This window comes from Pseudomonas sp. QE6, assembly GCF_041379005.1.
Classification (GTDB): domain Bacteria; phylum Pseudomonadota; class Gammaproteobacteria; order Pseudomonadales; family Pseudomonadaceae; genus Pseudomonas.
This window is the reverse complement of record NZ_CP166873.1, coordinates 345225-371151: the sequence shown is the minus strand read 5'-3', so window position 1 is coordinate 371151 and position 25927 is coordinate 345225. Positions and strand designations below refer to the sequence as shown.

Sequence of the window (25927 nt, the reverse complement as noted above, 5' to 3'; positions counted from 1 at the left end):
TGGAAAGCTTTGTTTTCCGGGCCGTTTCACATTATGGCCGGTTCCCGGCGCGCCCCGCCCAGCTTGACATCTTCTTGACGCCCACAGTGGTATCAAAGGCGCCGTTTGCAGGTCGCGATCGCGCGGAAATCCTTCCGTAATGCGCCTGCCAGGGGCCCGGCGTGTCGTCGTCACTTTCACTTTCTCATTCCGGTCAGGCGGCTACCGCCTTGGCCCGGCAGGCGGCGTGCGTCGCCTTGGCGGCATTCGTGCTGTTCCTGCTGGGGGCCCATGGCGCCGCAGTGGTGGGCTTCGACTCGCGTTTCGTGCTGTTCGCCAAGGAAATGCTGCGCCACGGCCCCAGTGTGTTCCCCACCACCTATGGCGAGCCCTATCCGGACTATCCGGCGACTTCGACCTTCCTGATCTACCTGCTGTCGCTGCCGCAGGGGCGCGTCACGCTCCTCAGCGCCTGGCTGCCCACCGCCCTGGCGGCCGCCGTCATCGTCGGCCTGACCTATCGCCTGGTGGCGCCGCTTTCCCGGCGCTGGGCCGCGCTCAGCGTGTCGATGCTGCTGCTCACCCTGACCTTCCTGACCGAGACCCGGGCGGTGTCGCTCGATCTGCAGGTGGCGGCGGTGGGGATGCTGGCATTCTTCTTCGCGGTGCATGCCGAGCGCTACTCCCGCGTCGGTCTGCTGGCGCGCCTGCTGCCGTTGTTGCTCGCCGGTTTCGCGCTGCGCGGCCCGCTGGGGCTGGTGGTTCCGGCCGGCATGGTCTGCAGCCAGTTGCTGCTGGACCGCCAGTGGCGGCGCCTGCTGGGCTTTTCCCTGCCCGCGCTGCTGCTCCTGGTGGTCTGCACCATGCTGCTGCTGTCGGTGGCGCGTGGCGTTGGCGGCGACGCGTTCGCGCAGGATGTCCTGCACATGCAGGTGACCGGCCGCCTGGACGGCAGCGCGGGTGCCAGCGATGCGCTGTATTACTTCCACAGTTCTCTGGGCAACTACGCCCTGGCATTCCCGCTGGCGGTGCCGGCCCTGGCGCTGCTCTGGCGGCGCCGGTTCGATCCGGCGGCGCGGCTGGTCATCGGCTGCGCCCTGGCGGCGCTGGTGGTGATGGTCGGTCTTTCGCTGCCGCAGGCGAAGAAGGCCCGCTACATCCTGGCGATGACGCCGTTGGCGGCCATTGTCGCGACCTATCCCTTCCAGGTGAGTGACCGGCGTCTGGCCGCCTTCCTGCGGGGGCTGATCCAGGGGCTCTGGCTGCTGCTGCCGGCGCTCCTGCTGCTGGGCGTCTGGCTGGGCTGGCAGCGCTTCCCGCAGACGCTGCAACCGCTGGGTGGAAAAGTCTGGCTATGCGTGGTTGGCCTGGCTGGCCTACAAGTGTTCGCGCTGTCCCGGCTGTTCCGCCGCGAGCGACGCGCCGAGCTGATGGCGCTCTGCGCGGTGCTGGCGCTGTGGGGCAGTTACCTGCTGGTGATCGAGCCGGCGCAGCGGCAGTTGTATGACAGCCGGGCGTTTTCCCTGGCAGTGGACGCGGCGGTGCTCAGGGCGCCGGCGCCATTGGTGCTCTATGGCATGGGTCGCGATGCGCAGGCGATCAAGTTCATGGTCAACCTCGAGCGCGACATGCGGCCACTGTTCGCCAGCAATCCTGAGCAGCTTGCCGCGCTGCCGGGGCCGTACTACCTGATGCTGGACGAGGAGGATGCCGACCGTCTGCGCGCCGCGTATCCGGCCCTGGGCCTGCCGTTGCTCAGCGGAAGTTTCGACTACAACCCCTACTGCCTGCTGCGCGTGAGCGACGCCAGCCTGTTTGGTGCCGCGCGATGAAGTCGCTGTTGTCCGTCCTCGGGCTCGGCGTGCTGCTGTGCGGCTGCCAGGGCTCCGACAGCTCCCAGGAGGTCGCCCACGATCAGTCCTTCTTTCGCCAGCATCCCATACCGCCATTGCAGGTGAGCCCGCCCCCGGGGAGCTTCATCCTGCCCTTGTTGCCGGATACGCAGTTCTATTCCGAGAACAATCACCGCGAACTGCGCCTGTTCCGCAGCAACCAGCGTTTCCAGGGCTTGCCCTACGAGCCGGCGCTGGCCTTCTTCGCCCAGACCTGGTGGCTGGCGAAGAACGCCGAGGCGCTGCAGGTGTCGATGGTGGTGCATCTGGGCGATGTGGTGCAGAACGCCGGCACCCTCAGCCAGTGGCAGATCGCCAGTGGCGCGATGCGGGTGCTGGAGGAGGGCGGCGTGCCCTACAGCATCATGAGCGGCGACCGGGATATCCATGGCGCCGTCACGCCCGATGACCAGCGCTCGTTCCGCGACCGCTTCAAGGACCATTTCGGTCCGCAGCGCGCGGCCTGGCAGAGCACCTATGGCGGCAGCGACCCGCTCGGCCTTAGCCAGTACCACCTGTTTCGCAAGTACGGCCAGTCCTTCCTCCTGCTGGCGCTGGACTGGAGCCCGTCGAAGGCGACACTCGCCTGGGCGCAGCAGGTCATCGACGCGCATCCGCACATTCCGGTGATTCTCGCCTCGCACAACATCCTGTATGGCAAGGCGGGCGAGCCGCCGCGGCTGTCCCGCGAGGGTAGCGACAGCGGTTCGCTGCTCTGGGAGCAGCTGATTCGCCGCAACGACCAGATCTTCCTGACCGTCAGCGGGCACGTCGAAGGCTCGGCCCACGCGCGCATGCTCAATGACCAGGGCCACAGCGTGGACATGGTGATGGTCGACTACCAGGATGAATACCTGGGCGGTAACGGGCTGCTGCAGTTGCTGGAGCTGGATTTGCGGCGCAACCGCATCGATGCCCTGTCGCTGTCACCCTGGGTGTTGTGGAAGCGGCAGTTCTATCCGCAGGCTTTCAAGGGCTGCCCTTCCGATCAGGCCCTGCAAGGCTGCGACCAGTTGCTGCCGGCGCCATCGGCGGGCTGGGACAATCGTTTCCGCATCGATCTCGACTTCCGCGCGCGCTTCGCCAGTTTCCAGGGCTACACCGCGCAGTTCCCCGAAGGCGGGGCGGAGGGGCCTTCGCTGTTGCAGCAGGTCCAGGCGCAGTTCGAATCAGCGGCGCAAGCGCAGCAGGCAGCGCAGCGTGATGCCGCCAAGGGCAACGGCCAGGCAGGGTATCCAGACCCACTGCGCTTCTGACAGCAGCACCTGCGCACCGCGCGGGCTGAGAAAGCGCGACAGTCCGATGGGTGACACCTCGATGGGATGCAGCGGCAGGAAGTAGCGCTGGTCGTTCCAGGGCCAGAACCAGGCGACGCCCAGCCCGCCATCGGTCATGGCATCGAGCACGCTGTGCGAGGCGGTGGCCAGGCCGATCCACAGGCCAGCCTTCAGCGGCCCGCAGTTCAGCAGGCGGCAGCACAGTGCCCCAAGGAGTCCGATGCAGGCCGCGAACAGCAGGGAGTGGCTGAAGCCGCGATGACCGAAGGCGTCGCTATAGGCAATGCCCAGCTTGAAAGCGACCACGTCGAGGTCGGGCAGGCAGGTGGCGAGCATGCCCGCCAGCAGCAGGCGCGGCGGGATCACCCGCGAGCCGAGCGCCAGGCCGACGGCCAGCGCCGGCAGGGGATGGGTGATCAGGGTGGTCATGGAGTCCGTTCCATGCGGGGCCGGGTGGCCCCGTCATCAGCTGGTGCGCAGGGCGCGCATGCGCGAGAGCTGGCGCTCCAGCATCGAGGGATAAGGTTCCTTCAGCCATTCCACGCAGCAGGCGTTTTCCGGGCTGGCGATGGGGCGGATGCGTGCACGTTCGCGGACTTTCTCGTCATCGCCAATGGATTTCTCCACCAGCAGCAGGTTGCGGCTGTGCTGGCTGAGGGCGAGGGCGTTCTGCGCCGCCGACTCCTGCAGCAGTTCGGCCTGTTCGAGATCGGCGATGTCCTCGCCCAGCACCAGGCCCAGCTGCAGTTGCAGGGTGATGCCGCTGTCGGCCACCTCGATCTGCAGGGCGTGGCCCAGGGCGCGCATCAGCTCGCCGCAGCACAGGGCATTGGTGAGGAACTCCTCGTCCTGGTCGCGGCTGTGGAAGAGGATCAGGCTGCCGCCGTCGTTGAGGGTGTACAGCGTGCCCTTGTACAGGCGCGCGGCCTGCTCCAGGCAGTCGCGGTAGCGCTCCAGCAGGTCGACCAGGCGGGCGCGCGGCAGGCGACGCAGCTGTTCCTGGGCGCCGAGTTGAACGGCGAGAACGGCGCTGGTGCCGCTGGAAAGCGGTTCCGGCTCGGCTTCGGGCTCTTCCTCGACGTCGGCGTCGACTTCAGTCTCGGCCTCCACGGCCAGCGATTCGAACTCTTCCTCGGGGAAGTCGTCGTCTGCGGGTTCGGCGGTGCGGCGCGCCGCCGGGGCGGGGAGTTCATCTTCGGAGAAGATGTTTTCGTCGAATTCGTGCTCGTCGCTGGCGCCGGCTTCCTCCAGCACGGGCTCCTTGGCGGCAGCTTTCGCCGGCGCTTTCGGGCGCGGCGCGGGGGCGCCGACCACCGGCTCGGGGGCCGGCGGTTTCTCCGGCACCAGGCGCGCTTGCAGCTGGCGGGCCAGGTCGCCGATCTCGTTCTGCAGGCCGGCGCCCGGGGCGGGGTCATCCGGGTCGCGCAGCCAGACGCGAAGCTGTAGCAACGGGGTGGAGATCTGCCGGCCCAGGCGCAGGCCGAAGGTCAGGGTGAGCAGCAGCAGGATCAGGCTGATCAGCCCCATACTCTGCAGGCTGACGGTCATCGGCTGCTCGAACTGGTGCATGTCGAGGCTGATGCGCAGGTGGCCGGCGATCACTTCCTGGAAGGTGATGGGGGTGGAGTACAGGCCCTCGGCGTCGCCCAGCAGGCCCTGCTTGGGCCGCGTGCCGGACTCGGCGAGGATGCGGTTGTCCACGCTGTAGATCGCGGCATGGGCGACCAGCGGGTTCTTCGTCAGGTTGTTGAGCAGCACATTGAGGCTGAGGATGTCGTTGGACACCAGCAGCTCTGTGGCCGATTGCGCCGTCTGGGTCGTCAGGCTCTGGCCCAGGGCGTCGGCCTGCTGCTGCATGGCCTGCTTGAACTGCATACCCATGACCCAGGCGTAGATCACCAGGGCGGCGGCCACCAGCAACAGCGTGTGGATGGCGATTCGCAGGGCGATCGGCACACGGCGCTGGCGCAGGGCGTGGAAAAGCAGCAGGAAGAAATTGTCGGGCTTGACGGAGGTGGGCCGGGTCACAGCGGGCTCGGTCTTCAGTAGGGCAGATACGGGCCAGTATAACGAGCCCCTCCGGAGGGGCAAAGCGCCGCGGGCCCTGTCAATACGACCGAGGCCGGGTTGGGCGGGGAAGGTGCTCGCCAATCCGATCGGCGGCGATGCCCGGCAACCGGGCGGGCGCGGCGGAAAGCAGGTAGAATGTCGGCCTTTTTTACACGGCGGAGACAGCGCCTTGCGCGAAATCGTCCTGATCAATATCACCGGGGAAGACCGCCCCGGCCTCACCGCAGCCATCACCGGCGTGCTGGCCCAGGGTGGCGTGAACATCCTCGACATCGGCCAGGCGGTGATCCACGACACCCTGTCGTTCGGCATCCTGGTCGAGATTCCGGATACCGAACAGGCGTCCTCGGTGCTCAAGGACGTGCTGTTCACGGCCTACAAGCTCGACCAGCAGGTGCGTTTCACTCCGGTCTCGGAAGACGATTACCGGCAGTGGGTGGGTGGCCAGGGCAAACCGCGCCACATCGTCACCCTGCTGACCCGCCGGGTCACCGCCGAGCAGTTGCAGCGCGTCAGCTCGATCACCGCCAAGTACGGCCTGAACATCGACCAGATCGACCGCCTGTCCGGGCGCATGGCGCTGGACGTGCCGGCCGACCAGGGCAAGGGCTGCGTCGAGTTCTCGGTGCGTGGCGAGCCGGCCGACCCGGTGGCGCTGCGTGCGGAGTTCCTCAGCGTGGCCCAGGAGCTGAATGTCGATATCGCCTTCCAGCAGGACTCAGTGTTCCGCCGCAACCGCCGCCTGGCCGTGTTCGACATGGACTCCACGCTGATCGAGGCCGAGGTGATCGACGAGCTGGCCAAGGCCGCCGGTGTGGGCGACAAGGTTTCCGAGATCACCGAGCGCGCCATGCGCGGCGAACTGGACTTCCGCGCCAGCTTCAAGGAGCGCCTGGCGCTGCTCAAGGGGCTGTCCGAGGACGTGCTGGAAGAGATCGGCGCTTCGCTGCGCCTGACCGAAGGCGCCGAAACGCTGTTCGCCGAGCTCAAGCGTCTGGGGTACAAGACCGCGATCCTCTCCGGCGGCTTCAGCTACTTCGCCAGGCAGTTGCAGGCCAAGTTGGGTATCGACTACGTGTTCGCCAACGAACTGCAGATCGTCGATGGCAAGCTGACCGGCGTGGCCATCGAACCGATCGTCGACGCCCAGCGCAAGGCGGACCTGCTGCGCGAGCTGGCGGCGAAGGAAGGTCTGCAGCTGGAGCAGACCATCGCCGTGGGCGACGGCGCCAACGACCTGCCGATGCTCGGTCTGGCCGGGCTTGGCGTGGCCTTCCGCGCCAAGCCGCTGGTCAAGCAGTCGGCCAAGCAGGCGATCTCCACCCTTGGGCTGGACGGCATCCTCTACCTGCTCGGTTTCCGCGATCGCGAAGGTGCTGACGAACGCTGAGTTGTCGCCCTAACAAAAAAGCCGCCCCGAAGGGCGGCTTTTTTGTTGCGGTCGTTCCCGTCTCGCAGGCTCGAGTGCGCTTTTTGTAGGAGCGAGCTTGCTCGCGAACACGCCCAGCATTTGTGGTGCGGGTTGACTCTGTTCGCGAGCAAGCTCGCTCCTACAGGTTCCGTTCCGGATTATTCGTCCGAGGTGAAGTCGTAGTCCATCGCCTGACTCGGGCCTTGCAGGTAATGGCCCTGGATGTAGTTGGCGCCGGCTTGCCAGAGGGTCGCCAGGGCGCTGGCGGTTTCCACCATCGGCACGATGGTCAGCTTGGCCTGGGCGTGGAGGCTGGCCATCAGGGTCTTGAGGTTCTCCTGGTTTTCCGCCTTGCCCAGCTCCTGCACGTAGGAACCATCGACCTTCACGAAGTCGACGTTCATGTGCTTGAGCGTATTGAACGGGTTCAGCGCGCAACCGAACTGGCACAGGGCGATCTGGCAGTGCAGCTCGGCGAGCCCCTGGCTGAGCACCTTCGCCTGCTTGAGGTAACTGATCGCGTCCGGTTCGCTGATCTGGATGATCAGGGCATCGGCGGGCAGGCGCGATGCCTTCAGTGCCACGTTCAGCCAGGGCAGCAGCTCGGCGTCCTGCAGGCTGGAACTGGAAAGGTGCACGAACAGCTTGGTGTCATGGCCCTTTGTGCGGTGTTCGGAGAGCAGCTTGATCGAGTTGAGCAGGACCCAGCGGTCGATCTTCTCGGCCAGGCCGCCCGACTTGGCGGCGGCGAGGAAGTCCGCCGGCGGTACTTCCTCGCCCTGCGGATTGAGCAGGCGCAGCAGCACTTCGTAGTGTTCGTGGGTATCGCCGCGCAGGCTGATGATCGGCTGGAACAGCAGGCGGAAGCTGTTCTGCTCCAGGGCCTGGCGGATGATCGCCAGGGTGTCGCCGCGGTTGGCGGCGGCGGCCAGTTCATCGGCCGGGTCGTAGAGCTTCAGGCCGTTGCCTTCGCTCTGCGCGATTTCGTCGGCGCTGCGGTGCGCGCGCTCGATGACGTCCTGGGCGCGGGTGGTCTTCTCGTCCAGCCCGGCAATACCAATGGACAGGGTGACCTGGGCCGTGCGGCCGTGGATGTCGAACAGGTTGCCTTCGATCTTCTTCAGCAGGCTGGCGAACAGTGGCTTGGTCTGGTCCGGGGTGTGTCCCGGCAGCAGCACGGCGAACACGTCGTCGCTGAAACGAGCCAGCTGGGCTTCCTGGGGGAAGTGGGCGCGCAGCAGGTTGCCGAGGTCGGCAAGCAGCAGGTCGATGCTGGCGACGCCGAGGTTGAGCTGCAGCGTCTGGGCGCGGTCGAGCAGCATGTAGGCGAAGGTGGCCGGCTGGCTGGCGGTCACCGCGCGCTCCACGGCGCTGTCCATCAGATCGAGGAAGTGACCGCGGTTGTATAGGCCGGTGACCAGGTCCTGGCTGCTGACCTCACGCAGCTTTTCTTCGAGCTGGGCGTTGTCGCTGTCGGCGCGGATCACCACCTGGATGCACGGCTCGCCGTCATAGGTGGCCGGGGAGAAGGTCATGCGCGCACTGAAGGCCTGGCCGTCCACCTTGATGCCGCTGCAGGCCAGGTCGGCGTTGTTCTCGGTGGTCTGGTAGCCCTTCAGGAAATCCTTGAAGGTTGCCTGGTCGCTGCCGGCGATCAGGTCGATCATCGGCATGCCTTCCAGTTCTTCCGCGTCGTCGTAGCCGAACAGGTCGACGTAGGCGCGGTTGGCATAGATGTGCATGCCGTCGTGGACGTAGGTGATGGCGTCCACGGAGCTGTCCAGCAGCAGCTGGCAGCGTTTTTCCGTTTCCCGCAGGGCGACTTCGGCGGCGCGGCGTGCGCGACGCTCCTCGAGGTTGGCCAGTTCGCGCTTGGCGACCAGGATCAGACGCTCGTCTTCCCCTTGCGGCAGGGCGTCCTGGGCGCCCAGGGCAAGGGCTTCGGTCACCGCATCGGAGTCGTTGCCGGTGATCAGCTGGATGAACGGGATGTCCTTTGCCTGGCGGCGGATGCTGCTCAGGGCTTCGCTGGGAGCCATGGCGCTGCTGTCAGGCGCGGCGATCAGCAGATCCCAGCCCTGAGGGAGGATTTCCAGGAGGTCTTCACTGGACGTGATGCGATGGACACGGGTGGCGCGACCGGCATTGCGGAACAGGCTGACCAGGCGCTCGGCTTCGTTCTGGGAGTCTTCCAGGATCAGCAGGCGGACGGTCTTCTTTTCATTGGCCATGGGTGAGGCTGCTTATACCGCACTGGACGGCAGCAAATGGGCGATGAATGGGGTTCGTCGGAATCTACAGCGACTTCCAGAGTGAGTCAAAGTCTTCCTCCCCGCGCGGACTCGGCGCTGTGACAGGCTTATCGTTCGGTGCGGCGATGGTGTCGTGGGTCTGGTATTCGAACTGGGTGAAGCTGCCGGTCGCGGTGACCTTGCGCGTGAGGAGGGTGCGGCGCTCCTCGCCGTGCAGGTTGATCTGCACCTTGTTGCCTTCCTGGAAGGGCAGGCGCGGGGTGATCAGGGTGGCCGGTCGCGAGATCGCGGAGATTTCCGGCAGCAACAGGGCGCGCAGGTACTGGCTGCCCTGCTCGGTCTTGCGCAGCAGTTGCAGGCCGCACGGCTGGGCGAGCGGCGCGATCAGCTCGATGCCCATCTGGGTGCCGCCGCCACGGACCTGGCGAATCCAGCGCACCACTGCAATGCTCCAGCCCTGGTCCGGGACGTCCTGGATGCCCAGCAACTCGCCGGCCTGCAGTTGGCTGGGGATCTCCTTGGGCCAGGTCAGGCAGTAGCCGCCCGGACTGTGGTTGACGATGGGCAGGGTGAAGACCGGATACTCATCGCAGGGCGTCTCGGCGACGGTGGCGCCACTGTCGGTGGGGCTGATGGGGGTGTACTCGATTTCCTCCAGCGACATGCCGGGCTGCCATTCCTTGATCTGCCGCGCGTCGAAGGCGGTGGACCAGGCGTCCTTCACCTCGGTCTTGACCTTGGTGTTGAAGTCCGGGGTCTGGCTGCGCTTGAGCACATCGTTGAAATGCTGGCGACCGGCGAGGAAGTAGTGCAGGGCGCTCATGCCGATGCACAGGGTGAGCTGGCCCTGGCCGGTGGTGCGCTGGAAGGTCCGTTCGGCGATGTCGCCCCAGGCCGCGGCGAGGTGCTGCAACAGGTCGACGGAGACGCCTTCGGGCACCTTCAGGCGCGCCTGGTTGCGGTTCTCCGGAAGCAGCAGGAGGTATTCCTTGATCAGGTCTACCAGGGGCTGTGGATCGATCCCCACCCCGCCCGGCAGGTCGCCGTCCTTGAACAGGGTGCGGTAGCGCGGCGGGCCGTCCACCTGGGGGACGACGACGAACAGGGTCGACTGTGCATCGGCGCTCTGTACGCGAATCTGCGAGCTCCAGCCTTCCAGGGCTTCCGCCAGGCGGGCGATGTTGTGCTGGCGCATCTGGTTGCAGCGTGCCGAGCCGAGCATCAGCGCCACCAGGTAGGCCTGCTCGATGGTCAGGCCCTGGGCGTCGCGGGCCAGGCTGTCGCGCACGCTCAGTTTCTGCAGTCCGTGCTGGCGCGCCAGCTGGTACAGCTGGTGGAGTTCCAGCCATAGCCCTTCCGGCACCGGGCAATACAGCTGCGAGGCGCGGATCAGCGGTCCGCACAGGGCGCGGATGGCGCGCTGGATGGCGGCCGTCAGCAGTTGCGCGCGCTCGCGGGAAACACGGCTCGCTTCGCGCACGACGATCAGTTTGTAGCCTATGGCCAGGTGGTTCTGCAGGGCCTGGCAGAGGTTGGCGACCTTGCGCGGACGCTCGTCGAGGACGATGGACTGGTTGAGGAAGTGGCGTTCAAGGTGCTGGCAGACGAACTGGACTTCCGGGCGGAACAGCTCCAGCAGCTGCAGGCGGGTCTCCACGGGCAGCTTCAGCTGGTTCAGCTCGATCAGCCCCTGGTAGAGCTGGCGGGCGGTCTCGCCCAGATTGGCCTTGGGCAGGTGGTCCAGCCAGTATTTCAGCTCACGCGCGGTGGCGTTGCAGAAGCTCAGGCTCTCGTGTGTCGGGGTGGGGACCCGTAGAAACTGCTGGGGACTGTTGTCCATGGTTGGATCGGATTCTCCACAATCTGGGCCGTTCAGCGGACCTTTCGGTCGTCACGCTCGGCTTTTTCCGAACTCTAGCAGTATCCGTTGCGCACCGCAGCCCATCGCCGGATGGGTGCGCCGACGGGTCACGTGAGCGGTGTTTCGCCCTTGATCTGGCGCTGCAAGGCGTCCTTTGCGGAGGCCTGCGCGGTGACGCGCAGCCAGCCGTCGCCCTGCGGAATCACTGCGTGGGCGGCCCATTCGAGCATGTCCTGGCGGCGGCAGGCGCCGGTGTTGCCCTTGCCGGCGCCGGCGACCACCTTGTAGACCAGCTGGTCCTGGCGCGTGCGCTTGCCGGGATGGTCGTCGATCACCTGGCGCACCGCCCAGGCGTTGCCGCTCAGCGCATTGCTGTAGCAAGCGCCGAGGAGGATGTCGTCCGGGCCCAGGCGTTGGGCCTGGGCATGTTCCTGGGCCAGCTGGAGAATCTTCAGCAGGTCGTCGAACTGCACGTCGATGAACGAATCCATCTTGCGCAGCGCGTGGTAGAGGTCTTCCGGCGCGGGGCCCGCAGGCAGCTTCGGCGTTTCCGGCAGGCGCGCCAGCGGCGCGGGGTAGCGGCGCCAGGCGAACAGGCCGTTGAAGGCCACGGCCACGGCGAGGATCAGCACCACATTGAGCAGCACCGGGCTGAGCACGTAGTGGAAGCCCAGCGCGCTGATCGCCGGCCCGCCGGATACCGCCGCCAGGGCAGTGGCGCCGCCCGGGGGATGGATGCAGCGGGTGTAGTGCATGACCAGTATCGCCGCGCCGACAGCCAGGGCCGGAGTGAAGGCCTGGTCGGGAAAGAGTTTCTGGCAGATCACCCCGACGAAGGCCGACAGCACCTGGCCGCCGAGCACGGCCCAGGGTTGGGACAGCACGCCGTGGGGCACGGCGAACAGCAGCACGGCGCTGGCGCCCATGGAGGCTACGACCCAGATGGCCGCTTCGCTGGGCAGTACCCAGTGGGTGACGGCGTAGATGACGGCGATGCCGCACAGCGCTCCGATGGCGGAGAGCCATTTTTCAAGATGGCTGGTGGCGTTGGCACGCCAGCCCATGAGATGCAGGAAGCGTTTCATGGCAGGGAACTAGCACGATGAGGCAAAAAGCAGTGGCGGGCGGCTCGTTGGCCGCCCGCCTTATGGCAAGCGGGCGTCAGCCCTGGCGCGCGCCACCCAGGCGCTGGCCCATGCGGACCGGGCTGGTGGCTGCGAGGTTCTCGGCCCAGCTGACCTGCTCGGGTCCGAACAGGACGATGGCGGTGGAGCCCAGCTTGAAGCGGCCCAGTTCGGCGCCTTTCTCCAGGTGGATCGGCGCGCGGGCCGCTTCGCCGTAGGAGAAGGTCTTCAGCTCGCGCTTGGGCGGCGTCACCAGGCCGGCCCAGACGGTCTCGATGGAGGCGACGATCATCGCGCCCACCAGCACCACGGCCATCGGCCCGCGCTCGGTGTCGAAGATGCACACCACGCGCTCGTTGCGGGCGAACAGCTCCGGTACCTGCTCGGCGGTCAGCTGGTTCACCGAGAACAGCCGGCCCGGCACGTAGACCATCTCGCGCAGGGTGCCGGCCAGCGGCATGTGCACGCGGTGGTAGTCCTTGGGCGACAGGTAGACGGTGGCGAATTCGCCGCCCATGAAGGGCGCGGCGCGCTCGGCGTCGCCGCCCAGCAGTTCCATCAGGCTGTAGCTGTGGCCCTTGGCCTGGAACACGCGGCCGTGCTCGATCGGGCCGAGCTGGCTGATGGCGCCGTCGGCGGGGCTGAGCACGCTGCCTTCGCTCTCGTCCAGCGGACGGGCGCCGTCTTTCAGGGCGCGGGTGAAGAAGGCGTTGAAGTGCTCATAGGCGCGCAGGTCCTCGACCTGGGCTTCGCGCATGTCCACCTGGTAGCGGCGGGCGAACCAGGGAATCAGGCGATCCTTGAACCAGGGGGCGCGGCATTCGGCGGCGCAGCCGATCAGGCGCGACAGCAGGTGATGCGGCAGCAGGTACTGGGCGAGGATGAACAGACGATCTTTGAACGACATTCCTTAAACCTCTACAGGGGTGTCGGGGTGGTTGCCCCATTCCGACCAGGAGCCGGCGTAGCCCTTGACCCGCGGATAGCCGAGGGCCTTGGCCACCAGGTAGGTGAAGCCGGAGCGGTGGTGGGTCTGGCAGTGGGTGATCACTTCCTTGTCCGGGGTGATGCCCAGGTTCTTCAGAATCTGCGGCATATCGGTACGGATGCGCAGGGCGCGGGCCGGGTCCATGCCGGCGGTCCATTCGAAATTGACGGCGCCGGGCACGTGCCCGCCCTTCGCGGCGAGGACTTTCTGCCCGCTGTACTCGCTGGGGTTGCGCGCGTCCCAGATGGCCAGGTCGGCAGCGCCCAGGCGGCTTTGCAGATATTCGCGGGTGGCGGTGGGCTCGTCGTGCAGGGTCAGCGGCAACGGGTCACCGGCCGACGCCGGGACTTCCTGGCTCAGCGGCAGGCCATCGGCGAGCCAGGCGTGCAGGCCGCCGTCGACATAGTGGTACTGGTGGTGGCCGATCACGTCCAGCAGCCAGATGAAGCGGCCGGCCCAGCCGCCGCCTTCGTCGTCGTAGACCACGTAGACGGCATCGGGGTTGTGGCCCAGCTCGCCGAACAGCGCTTCGAGGTCGGCCTTGGCCGGCAGCAGGCCGGGCGCCGGGGTGCCGCCCAGCTGGGTACGCGCCGGGGCGACGAAGCGGGCGCCGGGGATGTGGCCTTCGGCGTAGCGCGCGGCGCTGGTCAGGTCGACCAGGATCAGTTCGGGGGCGTCGAGACGGCTGGCGAGGTCAGCCGGTTCGATCACCAGGGGCAGAGCGGAGAAGGCGGACATGTCGAGTCTCCCGGTACGGCGGACGGCCCACCGTGATGATGGCGGCGGCGTGAGCTGGCGGCCCTGGGCTGCCCATTGAGGGGCGATAGTCTAAAGGGGACGCAAGTGTACCGGAAATCCCGGCAATCGCCGCGGCTCAGGAGGCGCCGCGGGACATCTGCCGGACGGCATGTTCGATGCACTGCGCGGTGCGGCCGAAGGCCTGGGCGTGCAGGTCGCCCAGCGGCTGACCGTTGCGGTCGGCGGCCAGCAGCATGACTACCCGGCTGCCGTTGCCCAGTGAGCGCAGCAGCAGGTGTTCGCTGGGCAGCAGCGCCTTCAGCGCGCCGGGCAGCACGGCGGAAAAGTCGGCCATGTTCGCCGGACTCAGACGCAGCTGTCCGGGTTGTTGCAGGAGTTTGCGCAGCAGCGGGCTGGCGGCGACTTCCAGCTTGAGTTCGCCGGCCTCCGCCGCGAGCCCGAAGTGCCGGCGAGTCTGCAGCCAGCTGCCAGCCTTGTCGGCCAGCAGGATCAGGCCGCGTTGCAGTCCGCAGGCCTGCAGCGCCGATTCGGCGCAGTCGAGCAACTGCAGAGCGTTGCCGAACGGGCTGGGCGCCTGCAGCAGGCGCGCGCAGTGCTGGCGCCATTGGGCGAGGGTGTCGGGTGCCTTGGCCGGCTCCTCGGACTTCGGACCGTTGAGCCAGCGGCGGGCGTCCCAGGGCCAGAGCAGGGCTTCGGCCGGGTGCCAGAGCTGCGGCCGGGCATGCCGGCGGGCACTCTGCGCGGCCAGGCCGTGGACGGTCTGTTGCAGGTCTTCCAGTGGCATTTGCAGATAGAGGCTGGTCAGGCGTTGCCAACGCAGCATGTGTACGCCGCCCCAGGATTGATGGGCGGCTGTCGCTAGGCTGTTGGCCAGCAGAATGGTGTTGGCTGGGCGGGTCAGCCAGCGTTGCAGTTCCGGGTCGGCATCCAGGCGCTGTTGCTGGCCCAGCGGCCGGGTTTCGGTGTGGGCCACGTGCAGGGCGCGCACCAGCAGGCGCTTGTCATCGCTGAGCAGGGCGTAGCCCTGGGCGACCCAGTCCGGCAGTCGCCAGCGCTCGGCCAGCGCTCGGCACAGCGGTAGCAGGCGGGTGCCGAGCAGCTCCTGCTCGACCTCGCTGCTGCAGCGGCCCAGGCCGTAGACCTGGCGTTGCCAGGCCTCCAGCAGTTCCGGGCGGGCCGTGGCCAATGCCCAGAGCGGGGCGAGGGTGAACAGGCTGCCCCAGTGGATCTCCTGCCAGAGCCGCGCCAGGCGGTTGGCGAACAGGCCGCTGGCCTGCTGCATGGCGTGGCGGCTGATCAGCAACAACTGGCTCAGTGCGCGGGGCATCTGTGCCTCGGGCAACGCTGGCAGGCGATCGAGCAATTGGGTGACGCGCGCCAGTCCCAGACGATTGAGGGCGACTTCCAGGCTTTCCGCCGGATTGTCCTGGGCGCTCTGGGCGCGGTTGGCCTCGCGCAGGATGGCCAGGGCCAGGGTCGGACAGTCCTGCAGCAGGTCGGAGATGTCGCGGATCGAGCGACGACTGTCGTTCAGCGCCCGGCGAATCTCGTCGCGGTGCTCCTGGGGGACGGGCAGCGGCAGCTCTTCCAGCAGGGAGAGCCATTCCGCGAGACGCTCTGGGGTAGGCACGGGTTTGGGCATGCGTGAGGCGCCGAACTGGTTTTTAGTGTTTTCGGCCTATAGTCTTGCCCGAAATCTCCGATAACAACAGGGAGGCGGGAATCATGCCTCTCATTCTGTTCACAGTTTCAGTCCGGTCCCCATGTCAAAAATCATCGGCATCATCGTCATCCTGGGCAGCGTACTCGGCGGATATCTGCTCTCCGGCGGCAAGATCGCGGCCATCATCCAGCCGTTCGAAGTGCTGATCATCGGCGGTGCGGCCCTGGGCGCCTTCCTCCAGGCGAACCCGGGCAGCACCTTCATGACGGTGCTCAAGAAGGCGCCGAAGATGTTCAGCAACCGCTTCACCCACACCTTCTACCTGGAGGTGCTGGGCATGCTCTACGAGGTGCTCAACAAGAGCCGCCGCGAGGGCATGATGGCGATCGAGGCGGACGTCGAGGATCCGGGCGCCAGCCCGATCTTCAGCAAGTACCCGGCGGTGCTCAAGGACGACCGCATGACCGCCTACATCTGTGATTACCTGCGCATCATGTCCTCCGGCAACATGGCGCCCCATGAGCTGGAAGGCCTGTTCGACATGGAACTGGGCAGCCTCAAGGAAGACCTGGAGCATCCCGCCCACGCGGTAACCCGTGTCGCCGACGGCCTGCCGGGCTTCGGTATCGTCGCCGCGGTGCTCGGCATTGTGATCACCATGGCGCTGCTCGGCCAGGGCAGCCAGGCCGAGATCGGCCACCACGTTGCCGCGGCGCTGGTGGGTACCTTCCTCGGTATTCTCGCCGCCTACGGTTTCGTCGGCCCGCTGTCCAACGCCCTGGAGCATGACGCCAAGGAAGAGCTGAACCTCTACGAAGCCATCAAGGCCTGCCTGGTCGCCTCCGCCTCGGGCATGCCGCCGTCGCTGGCCGTGGAGTTCGGCCGCAAGGTGCTGCTGCCGGCGCATCGTCCCAGCTTTGCGGAGCTGGAGCAGGCTGTGCGCGGTCGCTAAACGATGGATAACAACCAGCCGATCATCGTCAAGCGCGTCAAGCGCTACGCCGCGGGCCACCATGGCGGTTCCTGGAAGATCGCCTTCGCCGACTTCGCCACCGCCATGATGGCGTTCTTCCTGGTGCTCTGGCTGTTGTCCTCGGCTACGCCGGAGCAGAAGAAGGCTATTTCCGGTTATTTCCAGGATCCGATCGGTTTCACCGAGAGCGCCAGTCCCTATGTGATCGACCTGGGCGGCACGCCGACTCCCGCGCCGGACAAGACCCTGAACCCGCAGGTCCAGGCGCAGCCCGAGGCGGACGAAACCCGCGTCAGCCCGCAGGACGAGGCCAAGGTCAATCCCGAGCAGGCGGAGAACATCGCCGAGAAGCTGGAGAAGGAGCGCCTGGAACTGTTGCTGCAGGAGTTGCAGAACAAGGTCGACGAGAACCCCACGCTCAAGCGCTTCAAGGACCAGATCCTGTTCGAGATCACCCAGGACGGCCTGCGCATCCAGATCGTCGACTCGGACAATCGGCCGATGTTCGACCTGGGCAGCGCGCGCCTGCAGCCGTACTTCGAGGACATCCTGCTGGCGCTGGCCGAGACCATCAAACAGGTGCCGAACAAGATCAGCATCAGCGGCCATACCGATGCCAAGCCGTACGCCGGCAATGGCGAGTTCGGCAACTGGGAGCTCTCCGCCAACCGCGCCAACGCCGCGCGCCGCGCGCTGGAGGCAGGCGGTTATCCGGAAGACCAGATCGCCCGCGTGGTGGGCTATGCATCGTCGGCGCTGTTCGACCGCGACCAGCCGCTGAACCCGGTGAACCGCCGCATCGACATCATCGTCCTGACCAAGAAGGCCCAGCGCGCCATCGAGGGGCAGGATGGCGGTGCGGGCAAGCCCGCCGATGGCGCCGCCGCTCCTGCAGCTCCAGGCGACGCCCAGCCCAACGCTGCACCCGCGCAGCCGGCAGCCGGGCAGGGTGAGCCGCTGCCGGCGGACCAGTTGAAGCAGAAGCTCAATCTGTTCGACGACGGCGGCACGCTGAAGCTCGACGAGCTGAACAAGCAGCAGTAAGAAACGAAAAGGCCAGCTGAGAAGCTGGCCTTTTTGTGGGTGGCATGCGCGCGATGAGGTAGGCAGCGCGGGCTTTCGTAGGAGCAACTGTCTTGTCCCGGCTGAATCTGTGCCAGGGCTTTCCCCCTCACCCCGGCCCTCTCCCTCAGGGAGAGGGAGCCAGATCGTGCCGGCTGACAGAGTAGTTTCATCCTGCACCGGACGGTCCCCTCTCCCCTGGGAGAGGGTTAGGGTGAGGGCCAACCCGAGCGCAGATGCATCTCGTAGGAACGGACCTTGTCCGCGATCCGGCCGATAGGCCGGCGATCAGGCCGCCAAAGGATGTCCCGGCTTCGCCGGGATTTCGCGGAGAAGCTCCGCTCCTACAAGGGAACTCCTACCTAATAGTGCAGGGCGAATAAAGCGGAAGGCTTTATCCGCGAATCAGTACTCGTCTTCCGGCAGGCTGGCGAGGATGTGCCGGTAGCTGGCCATCCGCTGCGGTGAGATCCGTCCTTCTTCCAGGGCCTTGAGCAGCGCGCAGCCCGGCTCGCGGTCGTGCTTGCAGTCGCGGAAGCGGCAGTGGCCGAGCAGGTCGTGGAATTCGATGAAGCCGGCTTCGACATCGTCGCGGCTCACATGGACCAGGCCGAATTCGCGGATGCCGGGGGAGTCGATCAGGTCGCCACCGGCGGGGAAGTGGAACAGCCGCGCGGTGGTGGTGGTGTGGGTGCCCTTGCCGGTGACTTCCGAGAGGTCGCCGACGCGGGTGTCTACGCCCGGCAGCAGCGCGTTCACCAGCGACGACTTGCCGACCCCGGACTGGCCGACGAACACGCTGACGTGCTCGTTCAGCGCGGCGCGCAGGGAATCCATCGCCAGGCCGTTGAAAGCCGAGACCTCCAGCAGCGGATAGCCCAGTTCACGGTAGGTGCCCAGCAGGCTGTCGATGAAGGGGGCGTTTTCCTCGTCGATCAGGTCGGCCTTGTTCAGCAGCAGCAGCGGCTTGATGCCGGCATGCTCGGCGGCCACCAGGTAGCGGTCGATCAGATTGGCGTGCGGTTCCGGGCGCGGGGCGAAGACGATCACGATGCGATCGACGTTGGCCGCCACTGGCTTGAGCACGCCGCGCATGTCCGGACGGCACAGCTCGGAGCTGCGCGGCAGTTGCGCGACGATCACGCCGATGCCCTGGTTGCCGGGGCGCCAGACCACCTGGTCGCCGGTCACCAGCGTCGGCAGGTTGGCGCGCAGGTGGCAGCGGAACACCTGGCCCGCGTGGTCGCCTTCGAGCGCCTCGACTTCCACCTGCACCCCGAAATGGGCAATCACCTGGCCGGTCTGCTCCGGGCCGAGGTCGCCGCCTTCCAGTTCCTCCAGGACGCGCGATTCGCGCTTGGCCGCGCGGGCAGCGCGCTCTTCCTGGACTTTTTCGATCCGCCAGCTCTGCCGGCGGGTGAGGTGACGCTTGGCCATAGGGTATCCACAGGGAAAATCGCCGCGGAGTTTAGCATGCGTATGCCCGCTTCCCGCTAAACTAGAGGGCTGAGCTGAGGAGCCCCATCATGCAGAACCCACAGAACCTGATCTGGATCGACCTGGAAATGACCGGTCTGGACCCGGACAAGGACGTCATCATCGAGATGGCGACCATCGTCACCGACAGCGATCTCAACATTCTCGAGGAAGGCCCGGTGATCGCGGTGCACCAGAGCGAGGCGCTGCTCGCCGGCATGGACGAGTGGAACACCCGCCAGCACGGCCAGTCCGGCCTGACCCAGCGCGTGCGCGAAAGCACCATCTCCGCCGCCGAGGCCGAAGCCATGACCCTGGCCTTCCTGGAGAAGTGGGTGCCCAAGCGCAGCTCGCCGATCTGCGGCAACAGCATCTGCCAGGACCGCCGCTTCCTCTACCGCTACATGCCGAAGCTGGAAGGCTACTTCCACTACCGCAACCTCGACGTCTCCACCCTCAAGGAACTGGCCGCGCGCTGGGCCCCGCAGGTGCGTGACGGCTTCAAGAAGGGCAACACCCACCTGGCCCTGGACGACATCCGCGAGTCCATCGCCGAGCTGCGTTACTACCGCGAGCATTTCATCAAGGTCTGATCTTGTAGGAGCGAGCCTGCTCGCGAACAACCTCCGCTGCGGGGCTGTTCGCGAGCAAGCTCGCTCCTACGAAAAGCCTTCGCGTCAAACGTTGTGCCGGCCCAGCGCCCACTCCACATGTTCGCGCACCAGTTCCGACGGGAACTCCCGGCGCGCCTTCAGCGCCTCGATCACCGGAATCGTGGAGGGCGCGTTGCCCAGGCCCACCGCCAGGTTCCGCAGCCAGCGTTCATAACCGGCACGCCGCAACGGCGAGCCTTCGGTGCGGCTGAGGAATTCCTCCTCCGTCCACAGGAACAGCTCCGCCAGCGCGGCGTTGTCCAGACTGTGGCGCGGTTGGAAATCGCCCTGGTCGGTGGCGCGGGCGAAGCGGTTCCACGGGCAGACCATCTGGCAATCGTCGCAGCCGAACACGCGGTTGCCGATCAGCGGGCGCAGCTCCTCCGGGATCGCGCCCTTCAGCTCGATGGTCAGGTAGGAAATGCAGCGCCGCGCGTCCAGCACGTAGGGCGCGACGAAGGCGGCGGTAGGGCAGATGTCCAGGCAGGCCGAGCAACGCCCGCAATGCTCGGTGCCGTGTGGCGGATCGATCGGCAACGGCAGGTCGGTGAACAGTTCGCCAAGGAAGAAGTAGCTGCCGGCCTTGCGGTTGAGCACCAGGGTGTTCTTGCCGATCCAGCCCAGGCCCGATTGCTCGGCGATGGCCTTCTCCAGTACCGGCGCGCTGTCGACGAAGGCGCGGAAGCCGAACGGGCCGATCCGTTGCTGGATGCGTTCGGCCAGTTGCTGCAGGCGCTTGCGGATCAGCTTGTGGTAGTCGCGGCCCAGGGCGTAGCGCGAGACGTAGGCCTTCTCCGGGTTGCCCAGTACCTGCGCCATGCGGGTGTCGCCGGGCAGGTAGTCCATGCGCAGCGAGATCACCCGCAGCGTGCCGGGTACCAGTTCGTCCGGCCGCCAGCGCTTGCTGCCGTGGGCGCCCATGTAGTCCATCTCGCCGTGGTAGCCCGCCTCCAGCCAGCGCTGCAGGTGCGCGCCGTGCTCCGCAAGGTCGAGGCCGGCGATGCCGACCTGCTGGAAGCCGAGTTCGCGCCCCCAGTCCTTGATGGAGCGGGCGAGGTCTTCATAGTCGAGCGTCGAATCGTGCATGGGGGCGGGAAAGCGCAGTCCGGGTAGGTATAATTCTGCCAGACCTTGCCGGCGCCGGCCCGTCCGCGCGCCAAGGCGACACATTCTGCCGCCCGGAACAGCGATGACTGCCTACGACGATCTGCCCCTGAATCTGTACAGCGCCCAGCAGGTGCGCGACCTCGACGCGCGCCTGATCGCCGCCGGCACCCCCGGCTTCGAGCTGATGCGCCGCGCCGCCCACGCCGCCTGGCGCGCCCTGCGTCGCCAATGGCCGGATGCCGGCGAGATCACCGTGCTGGCCGGTCACGGCAACAACGCCGGCGATGGCTACCTGATCGCCGCCCTGGCCCTGCGCGCCGGCTGGCGCGTGCGGGTGCTGGCGGTGGGGGATGTCTCGCGCCTGTCCGGCGACGCTGCCTCGGCCCATGGCGAAGCGCGTTCGGTCGGCGTGGATATCGAGGCCTGGAGTGACCGCGCCGAGCTGCGCGGTGTGCTGGTGGACGCGCTGCTGGGCACCGGCCTCGGTGGCGAGGTGCGCGAGCCTTACGCCTCGGCCATCGCGGCGGTCAACGCCAGCGGCCTGCCGGTGCTGGCGGTGGATATCCCCTCCGGCCTCAGTGCGGATACCGGCCAGGTGCTGGGCTGCGCCGTTCGCGCCGACCTGACCGTGACCTTCATCGGCCTCAAGGTGGGGCTGTTTACCGCAAGCGGGCCGGACCAGTGTGGCGAACGGGTATTCGACGGCCTGGACGCCGACCCGGCGCTGATCCCCGATGACTGCGTTGCCCGCCGTCTCGCGCCTGCCTCGCTCCCGCGTCTGGCGGCGCGCCCGAAGGCCGCGCACAAGGGCCTGTTCGGCCATGCGCTGGTGATCGGCGGCGATACCGGCATGGGTGGCGCGGTCCTGCTGGCCGCCGAGAGTGCGCTGCGCTGCGGTGCCGGGCTGGTGTCCCTGGCGACCCGCGCAGCCCATGTGCCCGCCGCCCTGGCCCGCCGCCCGGAGCTGATGGCGCGCGGCGTTTCCTCGTCTGCCGAACTGCTGCGCCTGGCCGAACGGGCCAGCGTGCTGGTGGTGGGGCCGGGCGTTGGCCGCGAGGCCTGGGGGCGGGTGCTGGTCAGTGCAGCGGCCAGCCTGGAGCGCATTCAGGCCTGGGATGCCGATGCCCTCAATCTGCTGGCGGAGGGCCTGGTTTCGCGCCCTTCCGGCGACTGGGTGATGACCCCGCATCCGGCCGAGGCTGCGCGACTGCTCGGCCTCTCCACCGCCGACGTCCAGGCCGACCGGCCGAAAGCCGCCCACGCGCTGGCGCGACGGTACCAGGCGGTCGTGGTGCTCAAGGGTGTCGGCAGCCTGGTCGCCGCTCCGGACGGGCGGCTGGCGCTGTGCAGCCACGGCCATCCGGCCATGGCGGGCGCCGGGCTGGGCGATGTGCTCTCCGGCATTCTCGGCGCGCTGCTGGCGCAGGGCCTGCCTGTTTATGATGCGGCCTGCCTGGCCGTCTGGCTCCACGCCCGCGCCGGCGAGTCGCTCGGTCCGCTGGGGCGGGGGCTGGCCGCCACCGATCTGATTCCTGCCGTTCGTCAGTTGCTCGAGGAGCTCAGCCCATGCCTGAACTGAATCTGTTCGCCGAGGGCGAAGAGGCCATGTACGACCTTGGCCGCCGTATCGCCGAGGCGACCGGCGGGCGCGGGGTGATCTATCTGCACGGCGACCTGGGAGCGGGCAAGACCACGTTGTCGCGCGGCATCCTGCGGGGGCTGGGCCATGGCGGGGCGGTGAAGAGCCCCACCTTCACCCTGGTCGAGCCTTACGAGATCGGCGACATCCGTGCCTTTCACTTCGACCTGTACCGCCTGGCCGATCCGGAAGAGCTGGAATTCCTCGGCATCCGCGACTACTTCGAAGGGGATGCCCTGTGCCTGATCGAGTGGGCTGAACGGGGCACAGGCATTTTGCCAAAGGCCGACATGGACATTACCATTAGTCCCCATGCGGGCGGTCGCATGCTGCGCCTGACGCCGCAAGGTATGCGGGGCGAAGCCTGGTGTGCCGCCCTGGCCACGGGAGCATGAGAAAAAAGATGGGTTGGGGGTTGCGCCTGCGGGCGTTGTTCACGGGGATGACTGTTTTGCTGGCAATGATTGCCGGCGAGGCTTTTGCCGCCACGCAAATCAAGAGCGTCCGCATCTGGCGGGCTCCAGACAACACCCGGCTGGTGTTCGATCTTTCCGGGCCGGTGCAGCACAGCCTGTTCACGCTCAGTGCGCCCAACCGCATCGTCGTCGATATCAATGGCGCCCAGATGTCCACGGCGCTGGACAAGCTCAAGCTCAATAACACGCCGATCACCTCGGTGCGCGCCGCCCAGCGCTCGCCCACCGACCTGCGCCTGGTGCTGGACCTGAAGAACCCGGTCACACCCAAGAGCTTCGTGCTGGCACCGAACCAGCAATACGGCAACCGCCTGGTCGTCGACCTGTACGACCAGGGCGCCGACATCGCGCCGGACGTTCCCGCCACGCCGACACCGAACGTACCCGCCGCGCCGGTCAGCCCCGTCCAGTCGGTGACCAAGATTCCTGCGCCCAGCAGCGGCGGCAAGCGCGACATCGTCATCGCCATCGACGCCGGTCATGGCGGTGAAGACCCGGGAGCCCTCGGCCCGAATGGCCTGCACGAGAAGAACATCACCCTGGCGATCGCCCGTGAACTGCAGCGCCAGATCAACCAGATGAAAGGCTTCCGCGCGGAGCTGACCCGCACCGGCGACTATTTCATCCCGCTGCGCGGGCGTACCGCCATTGCCCGCAAGAAGGGCGCCGACCTGTTCGTCTCCATTCACGCCGACGCCGCGCCCAGCCGCAGCGCCTTCGGTGCATCGGTGTTCGCCCTGTCCGATCGTGGTGCGACCTCCGAGACTGCGCGCTGGCTGGCCGACAGCGAAAACCGCTCCGACCTGATCGGCGGTGATGGCGGCGTGAACCTGGACGACAAGGACAAGATGCTCGCCGGCGTGCTGCTCGACCTGTCGATGACCGCCACCATGTCCTCCAGCCTCGATGTCGGCCACAAGGTGCTGACCAACGTCGGCCGGGTGACCTCGCTGCACAAGCGGCGCGTGGAACAGGCCGGCTTCATGGTGCTGAAGTCCCCGGACATCCCGTCGATCCTGGTGGAAACCGGCTTCATCTCCAACCCCAATGAATCGCAGAAGCTCTCCAGCGCCTCCCACCAGCAGGCCCTGGCGCGCTCCATTGCCGGCGGTGTTCGCCAGTACTTCGTGCAGACGCCGCCGCCGGGCACCTACATCGCTTCGCTGCGCGACGGCGGCCAGCTTCCTACCGGCCCGCGCGAGCACGTGGTGCGTCCCGGCGAAAGCCTGGGCATGATCGCCAGCCGCTATGACGTGAGCACCGCTTCCATCCGCAGTGCCAACGATCTCAAGACCGACAGCCTGAAGGCCGGCCAGGTACTGAAGATTCCGGGCACTGCCCTGGCGTCCCAACAATGAGCGAATTGCGTCGTATCCAGCTGCTGACGCCGCGGCTGGCCAACCAGATTGCCGCTGGCGAGGTGGTCGAGCGACCCGCCTCGGTCATCAAGGAGCTGCTGGAAAACTGCCTCGACGCCGGCGCCAAGCGCATCGACGTCGAGGTCGAACAGGGCGGCGTGAAGCTGCTGCGCGTGCGTGACGACGGCAGCGGCATTCCCGCCGAGGACCTGCCGCTGGCCCTGGCGCGCCACGCCACCAGCAAGATCCGCGAACTGGAAGACCTGGAGCGGGTGATGAGCCTGGGCTTCCGCGGCGAAGCACTGGCCTCGATCAGTTCCGTTTCGCGTCTGACCCTGACCTCCCGTACCGCCGATGCGGAACAGGCCTGGCAGGTCGAGGTCGAGGGGCGCGACATGGAGCCGCGCGTGCAGCCGGCGGCGCACCCGGTGGGCACCAGCATCGAAGTGCGCGACCTGTTCTTCAATACCCCGGCGCGACGCAAGTTCCTGCGCGCCGAGAAGACCGAATTCGATCACCTGCAGGAAGTCATCAAGCGCCTGGCCCTGGCCCGCTTCGATGTGGCTTTCCACCTGCGCCACAACGGCAAGACCATCCTCTCGCTGCACGAGGCGAAGGACGAAGCGTCCCGCGCCCGCCGCGTGGGCGCGGTGTGCAGTTCCGGCTTCCTCGAGCAGGCCATGCCCATCGAGGTCGAGCGCAACGGGCTGCACCTGTGGGGCTGGGTCGGCCTGCCGACCTTCTCGCGCAGCCAGCCGGACCTGCAGTACTTCTATGTGAACGGCCGCATGGTGCGCGACAAGCTGGTCGCCCACGCGGTGCGCCAGGCTTATCGCGACGTGCTTTACAACGGCCGTCATCCGACCTTCGTGCTGTTCTTCGAGGTCGATCCGTCGGTGGTGGACGTCAACGTGCACCCGACCAAGCACGAGGTGCGTTTCCGCGACAGCCGCATGGTCCACGACTTCCTCTACGGCACCCTGCACCGGGCGCTGGCTGAAGTGCGACCGGACGACCAGCTGGCGCCGCCGGGAGCGACCACCCTGACCGTGCCGCGCCCCACGGGGGCCGCCGCCGGAGAGTTCGGCCCGCAGGGCGAGATGCGCCTGTCGGAAACCGTGCTGGAAGCTCCGGCCGCCGCGCGTGCCTGGCAGCCCAGTCCGTCCTCGGGCGGCTCTGCTGGCTCGGGCGGTGGTGGCTACGGCTCTCCGCAGTCGCGCCCGGATATACCGCCGATCCAGGAAGCCCAGGGCGCCTACAAGGCCTACTTCGCGCCGCTGCCCGACCAGCCGCCGCAGGCGCTGCCGGAAAGCAGCCAGGACGTGCCGCCGCTGGGCTACGCCCTGGCCCAGCTCAAAGGCATCTATATCCTCGCCGAGAATGCCCATGGGCTGGTTCTCGTGGACATGCATGCCGCCCACGAGCGCATCACCTACGAGCGCCTGAAGACCGCCATGGCCAGCGAAGGCCTGCGCGGCCAGCCGCTGCTGGTGCCGGAGTCCATCGCGGTCAGCGAGCGCGAGGCGGATTGCGCCGAGGAACACGGCAGCTGGTTCTCCAGGCTGGGCTTCGAACTGCAGCGGCTCGGCCCGGAAACCCTGGCGATCCGCCAGATTCCGGCGCTGCTCAAGCAGGCGGAGGCCACCCAGCTGGTGCGCGACGTGCTCGCCGATCTGCTGGAGTACGGCACCAGCGACCGCATCCAGGCGCACCTCAACGAGTTGCTCGGCACCATGGCCTGCCATGGCGCCGTGCGCGCCAACCGCCGGCTGACCGTGCCGGAGATGAATGGTCTGCTGCGCGACATGGAGATCACCGAGCGCAGCGGCCAGTGCAACCACGGCCGCCCGACCTGGACGCAACTGGGGCTCGACGAACTGGACAAGCTGTTCCTGCGGGGCCGCTGA

20 protein-coding genes are annotated in these 25927 nt (G+C 67.2%); 10 read left to right on the top strand and 10 right to left on the bottom strand.

Features of this window, described 5'->3' with window-relative positions:
• Positions 1-236: 236 nt before the first annotated feature.
• Positions 237-1811: an ArnT family glycosyltransferase gene (locus ACAW63_RS01735; protein ID WP_371231234.1), complete on the top strand. Its 1575-nt coding sequence runs from the start codon at positions 237-239 to the stop codon at positions 1809-1811.
• Positions 1808-3127, top strand: a complete 1320-nt coding sequence (locus ACAW63_RS01730; RefSeq protein ID WP_371231232.1) for a calcineurin — start codon at positions 1808-1810, stop codon at positions 3125-3127. Before ACAW63_RS01735 ends, ACAW63_RS01730 begins: the two co-directional genes overlap by 4 nt.
• Here ACAW63_RS01730 and ACAW63_RS01725 read toward each other — a convergent pair.
• Together ACAW63_RS01725 and ACAW63_RS01720 are read right to left on the bottom strand one after the other, a co-directional pair.
• Positions 3041-3577, bottom strand: coding sequence for a metal-dependent hydrolase (locus tag ACAW63_RS01725; protein ID WP_371231230.1), 537 nt, complete (start codon positions 3575-3577; stop codon positions 3041-3043). The two genes, ACAW63_RS01730 and ACAW63_RS01725, sit on opposite strands and share 87 nt — an antisense overlap.
• Before the next feature lie 36 nt (positions 3578-3613).
• Positions 3614-5176 carry an AhpA/YtjB family protein gene (locus ACAW63_RS01720; RefSeq protein WP_371231229.1) on the bottom strand — a complete coding sequence of 521 codons (1563 nt, stop codon included), beginning with the start codon at positions 5174-5176 and terminating at the stop codon, positions 3614-3616.
• 211 nt (positions 5177-5387) lie between these two features.
• Here ACAW63_RS01720 and serB point away from each other — a divergent pair, with 211 nt between their 5' ends.
• On the top strand, positions 5388-6608 hold the full coding sequence (gene serB, locus ACAW63_RS01715) for a phosphoserine phosphatase SerB (RefSeq protein ID WP_371231227.1): 1221 nt from the start codon (positions 5388-5390) through the stop codon (positions 6606-6608).
• 179 nt (positions 6609-6787) lie between these two features.
• Here serB and ACAW63_RS01710 read toward each other — a convergent pair whose 3' ends face one another.
• The 6 genes from ACAW63_RS01710 to ACAW63_RS01685 all read right to left on the bottom strand — a co-directional run bounded on the left by ACAW63_RS01710 (position 6788) and on the right by ACAW63_RS01685 (position 15255).
• Complete coding sequence (locus ACAW63_RS01710; protein WP_371231225.1) at positions 6788-8860, bottom strand: EAL domain-containing protein; 2073 nt, start codon at positions 8858-8860, stop codon at positions 6788-6790.
• A gap of 64 nt (positions 8861-8924) precedes the next feature.
• The gene (locus tag ACAW63_RS01705) at positions 8925-10721 is read right to left on the bottom strand and encodes a molecular chaperone (RefSeq protein WP_371231223.1); all 1797 of its coding nucleotides are present in this window, start codon (positions 10719-10721) and stop codon (positions 8925-8927) included.
• Positions 10722-10849: 128 nt separating this feature from the next.
• Positions 10850-11827, bottom strand: coding sequence for an HPP family protein (locus tag ACAW63_RS01700; protein ID WP_371231222.1), 978 nt, complete (start codon positions 11825-11827; stop codon positions 10850-10852).
• Between the two features lie 76 nt (positions 11828-11903).
• Positions 11904-12773, bottom strand: coding sequence for an archaetidylserine decarboxylase (gene asd, locus ACAW63_RS01695; protein WP_275608911.1), 870 nt, complete (start codon positions 12771-12773; stop codon positions 11904-11906).
• Positions 12774-12776: 3 nt separating this feature from the next.
• Positions 12777-13592, bottom strand: a complete 816-nt coding sequence (gene rhdA, locus ACAW63_RS01690) for a thiosulfate sulfurtransferase (protein ID WP_371231221.1) — start codon at positions 13590-13592, stop codon at positions 12777-12779.
• Between the two features lie 136 nt (positions 13593-13728).
• Positions 13729-15255, bottom strand: coding sequence for an HDOD domain-containing protein (locus tag ACAW63_RS01685; protein ID WP_371231220.1), 1527 nt, complete (start codon positions 15253-15255; stop codon positions 13729-13731).
• Positions 15256-15376: 121 nt separating this feature from the next.
• Here ACAW63_RS01685 and motA point away from each other — a divergent pair, with 121 nt between their 5' ends.
• Entirely contained in the window at positions 15377-16228 is an 852-nt protein-coding gene (motA, locus tag ACAW63_RS01680) for a flagellar motor stator protein MotA (RefSeq protein WP_275608908.1), read from the top strand.
• A gap of 3 nt (positions 16229-16231) precedes the next feature.
• Complete coding sequence (motB, locus tag ACAW63_RS01675) at positions 16232-17293, top strand: flagellar motor protein MotB (RefSeq protein WP_371231219.1); 1062 nt, start codon at positions 16232-16234, stop codon at positions 17291-17293.
• A 423-nt stretch (positions 17294-17716) separates the two neighbouring features.
• On the opposite strand, the gene rsgA is transcribed toward motB, so the two are convergent.
• Positions 17717-18748: a small ribosomal subunit biogenesis GTPase RsgA gene (gene rsgA / locus ACAW63_RS01670; RefSeq protein WP_371231217.1), complete on the bottom strand. Its 1032-nt coding sequence runs from the start codon at positions 18746-18748 to the stop codon at positions 17717-17719.
• Positions 18749-18837: 89 nt separating this feature from the next.
• Here rsgA and orn point away from each other — a divergent pair, with 89 nt between their 5' ends.
• Positions 18838-19380, top strand: coding sequence for an oligoribonuclease (gene orn, locus ACAW63_RS01665; RefSeq protein WP_371231216.1), 543 nt, complete (start codon positions 18838-18840; stop codon positions 19378-19380).
• Between the two features lie 84 nt (positions 19381-19464).
• On the opposite strand, the gene queG is transcribed toward orn, so the two are convergent.
• On the bottom strand, positions 19465-20526 hold the full coding sequence (queG, locus tag ACAW63_RS01660) for a tRNA epoxyqueuosine(34) reductase QueG (RefSeq protein WP_371231215.1): 1062 nt from the start codon (positions 20524-20526) through the stop codon (positions 19465-19467).
• Positions 20527-20629: 103 nt separating this feature from the next.
• On the opposite strand from queG, the gene ACAW63_RS01655 reads away from it, so the two are divergent.
• Genes ACAW63_RS01655 through mutL form a run of 4 tightly spaced genes read left to right on the top strand, consistent with a single transcriptional unit; the run spans position 20630 to position 25927 of the window.
• Positions 20630-22126, top strand: a complete 1497-nt coding sequence (locus tag ACAW63_RS01655; protein ID WP_371231213.1) for an NAD(P)H-hydrate dehydratase — start codon at positions 20630-20632, stop codon at positions 22124-22126.
• Positions 22114-22581: a tRNA (adenosine(37)-N6)-threonylcarbamoyltransferase complex ATPase subunit type 1 TsaE gene (gene tsaE, locus ACAW63_RS01650; RefSeq protein ID WP_371231211.1), complete on the top strand. Its 468-nt coding sequence runs from the start codon at positions 22114-22116 to the stop codon at positions 22579-22581. Before ACAW63_RS01655 ends, tsaE begins: the two co-directional genes overlap by 13 nt.
• A gap of 8 nt (positions 22582-22589) precedes the next feature.
• Positions 22590-24020, top strand: a complete 1431-nt coding sequence (gene amiB, locus ACAW63_RS01645; protein ID WP_371234545.1) for an N-acetylmuramoyl-L-alanine amidase AmiB — start codon at positions 22590-22592, stop codon at positions 24018-24020.
• Positions 24017-25927: a DNA mismatch repair endonuclease MutL gene (gene mutL / locus ACAW63_RS01640; protein ID WP_371231210.1), complete on the top strand. Its 1911-nt coding sequence runs from the start codon at positions 24017-24019 to the stop codon at positions 25925-25927. The genes amiB and mutL overlap by 4 nt, the downstream gene beginning before the upstream one ends.